This is a genomic window from Sporosarcina sp. NCCP-2331 (assembly GCF_023707945.1).
Lineage (GTDB): Bacteria > Bacillota > Bacilli > Bacillales_A > Planococcaceae > Sporosarcina > Sporosarcina cascadiensis.
In genome coordinates, this window is the sequence record NZ_BRCD01000059.1 from 1 (window position 1) to 4,824 (window position 4,824).

General features: G+C 38.6%; 4 protein-coding genes and 1 pseudogene. All 5 read left to right on the top strand.

The features are described from left to right. Positions 1–22 precede the first annotated feature (22 nt). Positions 23–1,627 carry a peptide ABC transporter substrate-binding protein gene (locus NCCP2331_RS18025; protein WP_251672081.1) on the top strand — a complete coding sequence of 535 codons (1,605 nt, stop codon included), beginning with the start codon at positions 23–25 and terminating at the stop codon, positions 1,625–1,627. 61 nt (positions 1,628–1,688) lie between these two features. Then, a complete protein-coding gene (locus NCCP2331_RS18030; protein ID WP_251672082.1) occupies positions 1,689–2,060 on the top strand; it encodes a DUF3899 domain-containing protein in 372 nt (123 codons plus the stop codon). Between the two features lie 36 nt (positions 2,061–2,096). Next, on the top strand, positions 2,097–3,284 hold the full coding sequence (locus tag NCCP2331_RS18035; RefSeq protein WP_251672084.1) for a M20 metallopeptidase family protein: 1,188 nt from the start codon (positions 2,097–2,099) through the stop codon (positions 3,282–3,284). Between the two features lie 29 nt (positions 3,285–3,313). Next, complete coding sequence (locus NCCP2331_RS18040; RefSeq protein WP_251672085.1) at positions 3,314–4,480, top strand: amidohydrolase; 1,167 nt, start codon at positions 3,314–3,316, stop codon at positions 4,478–4,480. Between the two features lie 14 nt (positions 4,481–4,494). Then, positions 4,495–4,794 (top strand): annotated as a pseudogene (locus tag NCCP2331_RS18045) (catalase-related domain-containing protein); the annotation flags it as partial. Between the last annotated feature and the right edge of the window lie 30 nt (positions 4,795–4,824).

The following is a 4,824-nucleotide window of genomic DNA, read 5'->3' on the forward strand; positions in this document are numbered from 1 at the left end:
TAAATAAAAATGGGGGAGAAATATGAAGAAAAATTCAATCACTTTATTTGTAATGCTACTCTCTATACTGATGTTAGCGGCCTGTGTCGGAGGAACAGACTCGAAAAAGGAAACGAAAGGCGAACAATCCATCACCGTAAATGTGATGACAGAACCGCCTAGTTTAGACCCTGCGCTAGCTACGGACAATAAATCAGGATGGATTTTAGATCACTTATTCGAAGGATTATACATGCGCGATAAAGATGGACAACCTGTTCTAGGTGTTGCAGAACATGTTGACATTTCAGAAGATCGAACAGTTTATACATTTACACTCCGTGATGATGCAAACTGGTCGGATGGATCACCTCTTACTGCGGGGGATTTTGAGTATGCTTGGAAGCGTGTTCTGAATCCAGACACTGGAAGTAAAATGGCGTTTTATTTGTATTACATTAAAAATGCAAAAGCTTATAACAATGGTGAAGTAGAAGCAGATGAAGTCGGTGTTGAGGCGAAAGATGATAAAACACTGGTGGTAGAATTGGATAGCCCAGTTGGTTATTTTGAAGAAATGCTAACGTTTTGGTCATATTACCCGGTAAAACAAGATGCAGTGGAAAACAATAAAAATTGGTCGGCAGATGCTGATACATATGTTGGAAATGGACCTTTTTCTTTAGCGAAATGGAAGCATGATGACAGTGTAGTAATTGAGAAAAACGATGAATATTTTGCAAGTGATGAAGTCACGCTTAAAAAAATTGAATTTGCCATGGTGGATGATGCAAATACATATCAACAAATGTTCAACGCTGGTGAGTTTGATATGATCATGGAAGTTCCTTCAAGTATGATTGAAACAGTGAAAGATGACGAGCGGTTTATAACAGAGCCCTACTTTGGTACTTACATGTACATGTTCAACGTAGAAAAAGAACCGTTTACAAATGCAAAAATACGTAAAGCATTTGCCATGTCATTGAATCGTGAAGCGTTAACGAATTACATCACAAAAGCGGGAGAACAGCCTGCATTTGCAATGGTGCCACCTGGTGTTGAAACTGAATCAGGAGACTTCAGAGATGGTGCAGATCCGTACTTTGAAGAAGACGCTGCGAAAGCAAAAGCACTTATGGAAGAAGGAATGAAAGAAGAAGGCTGGAGTACCTTACCGACTGTAGAGTTAATTTATAATACGGATGAAAATCATAAAAGTATTGCTGAAGCAACACAAGAAATGGTTCGGAAGAATTTGGATGTAGAAATGAAGCTTGTGAATCAAGAGTGGAAAACTTTCTTAGACACGACTGCACAAGGTAATTATCAGATGGCAAGACTCGGCTGGACAGGGGTTGTGCTTGATCCGGTTGTTATGTTAGATGCTTACTTAGGAGATAGCCCCGATAACGAAACAAACTGGATTAATGAAGATTTTGACCGTTTGATTGAGGAAGCAAAAGTAGAACCTGATTTAGATAAGCGTATTAAAATGCTTCATGAAGCAGAGGCAATCCTAATGGATGATATGCCATTTATCCCTGTTTATTATTACTCTAAGACATATTTAACACAAGATCGGGTAGAAGATGTCGCTTACTATCGAAACATTTATCCGAATTTAAAATGGGTGAAAGTTAAATAAACAAGCTAATAGGTGTGGGGAAATCCTACACCTCTATTAGTATTGGAGGTTTACTAGTAGTTTGAAAAATTATAGCGTATCCGCATTACTACTGGTCGCATTGTATGCTTTCTTTTGGGGATACTTTTCTTGGTCTATAGTAGATCTCATAAATCTTTCATTTATGATCGGCTTAATTAGCTTATTGCTTTTTGTGATTTTGAAAATCATTCGATCAGGATTTTTTGATTTATTTATTACAAGTATGCACCAATTCAAAAGTTTTATTTTCCGAAAATCGAATGCTGAAATTAGAATAGAAAAAAAGTTGAGTGAAGATATTCAATTACAGGAATTTAAAGAACGTGCATATGAATCAAGTCACTCCATCTTGCTTGCGATTGCCGTGACATCATTGGCCGTATCTTTAAGTTTACTTTATTTTTATATTTAACGAATGAAGATAGTTGGTTTATGGGGAGGTTCTTTTGTGAAGAATAAGATTTATGAAAAAGTTGAACATGTATATGAAGAGATGGTCCGCATAAGAAGGCACTTGCATATGTATCCGGAGCTTTCATTTGAAGAGGTAGAAACAGCTTCATTCATTGCAGATTATCAGAGCGAGTTAGGATTAGAAGTACAAACCAAAGTCGGTGGAAATGGTGTAGTTGCACGGTTGAGGGGCGGAAAGCCTGGTAAAACCATTGCTATTCGGGCTGATTTTGACGCTCTCCCTATCCAAGAGGAAAATGATGTACCCTATAAATCGAAAAATAGTGGTGTTATGCATGCGTGTGGACATGACGCACATACTGCCATAGCCTTGGGCATTGCAAAGACTTTTTCCGAAGTGAAGAGTGAATTGGCAGGAGATATCGTATTTATCCATCAACATGCGGAAGAAGTAGACCCGGGTGGCGCCAAGTCTATGATTGAAGATGGTGCTTTGCAGAATGTTGATGCAGTTATTGCTACCCATATGGAGAATTACATTCCAATCGATCATATTTGGTATAACGACGGCTATGTTTTAGCGGCTTGTGACGATTTCAAAATTACGATAAAAGGGAAAGGTGGACATGCTGCATTCCCGCAAGATTCACCAGACGTTATTTTAGTGAGCAGCCAAATTATTAACCAGTTACATCATATTACGGGTCGGAAAATCGATCCTTTGAAGTCAGCTGTTATAACGATTGGAGCTTTTCATTCTGGTGAAGTTTCTAATATAATACCGGCTTCGGCCGTTATGGAAGGAACAGCTCGAATGTTTGAAGAAAGTGTTCGAAAAGATATTGAAAAATCGATTCGACAAATTACAGAGTATACTTGTAAAGCGCATGGCGTTGATTACGACATAGAATATATTTATGGCTATCCGGCGACTAAAAATGATTCATCTTTAAATCAACTATTAGTTGCAGAAGCATGTAATGTAATACCAAAAGAAAATGTTTTAAAAATGGAACCGAATATGGGAACGGAAGACTTTTCTTATTTCTCTCAAAAAGTACCGGCGTCGTATTTCTTCATTGGTTCTGCAAATGAAGAATTAAGAAAAACACATCCATATCACCATCCTCAATTTGATATAGATGAAAAGGCAATGCTGAATGCAGCAAAGATTATGTCGGGTTCGATTGTAGAATATTTGAAACAGACTGCAAATGATTGAAATCTGCAAGAAAAGTCAGGAGGGATTTTGTGTTAGCTATAAAAAATGCAATGATTCTAGATGGAAAAGGAAACAGTATTCCAAATGGGACAATTTTAATTAAAGATCAGAAGATTGAAGAGATTTATGAAGGAACGAAAAAAATACCATCTTCCTATTGCGTAATAGATGCAGATGGAAATATTATTACGCCAGGGTTAATTGACGCACACACACATCTGGGAATTGAAGAGATGGAAACAGGAGAAGAAGGGGCAGATCTTAATGAAGAAACGAATCCGATCACTCCAGAATTGCGTGCAATTGACGGAATTCATATGTGCGACCCGGCGATTGAAGATGCCAGGAAAGCTGGAGTGACGACTGTACAAATTTTGCCAGGAAGTTCTAATGTAATCGGAGGGGAAATGGCAGTTATCAAAATGCGTAAAGAGATTGTAGTAGACAGATGTATTCTAAAGGCGCCTTCAGGCATGAAAGCGGCTTTAGGAGAAAATCCTAAATCGACATTTGGATCGAAGGGTAAAGCTCCCATGACGAGAATGAAAGTTGCTGCAATGCTTAGACAAGCACTGATCGATGCAAAAGAATATGAGAGCGATCGTGAAAAGGGGAAGACAGGCCGTCAATTAGACATGGAGAATCTTGTGAAAGTATTAAAGAAAGAGATTCCATTAAGAGTTCACGCACATCGGGCCGACGATATTGTAACGATTTTACGAATAAAAAAAGAGTTCGATATAGACGTAACAATCGAGCATTGTACAGAAGGCCATCTAATTGCAGATTATATTTCGGGTAGTAATGTCATGGTTACAGTTGGTCCTACAATGTCGCCAAAGTCAAAAGTAGAGTTGAAAAATAAGTCTTGGAAAACACCAAAAATATTAGCTGATGCGAATGTTCACTTTACTTTAACGACAGATCATTCTGTAATCGGAATTGAACATTTAATAACCAGTGCGATCATGGCTGTGAAAAATGGTATTTCAGAACAGCAAGCACTTCAAGCAATTACATATAACGCAGCTGTATATATGGGGGTGGAAGACCGGGTAGGTTCATTAGAAAAAGGAAAAGATGCAGACCTAGTTATTTGGAATGGTGACATATTTGATTTGCGTTCGAGTGTGACACATACGATGATTGACGGTGAATTCGTGTTTGTTAATGATGACGTAAAGACTGCTGAATAGGTTTTGTGTGATAGCGGCAGTTCGAGGAGTGGGAACGGGAAGAGCTGATCAAAAATCTTTCGGAAGCTTTAGCTGGATTTGACTCTCGTATTCAAGAAAAGATGGTGGATCATTTTACTCAGGCTGATGAAGAATATAGCCGCCTCGTCAAAGAAGGCATTGAGAAAATAATGAAAGAAACGATTGAAACGGAAAAAGAACAGGCCGTTCCGGGTCGTGAGTCTGGAAAGACGAAATTTGGACAAGGAACGCTGAAGGCGAAAGAGGCTGCAGAAGACGCGGTCGATCAAGGACATGAGGCAGATCCTTACTAAAGCAGAAATGGAAAAACTCTCACCTTACTA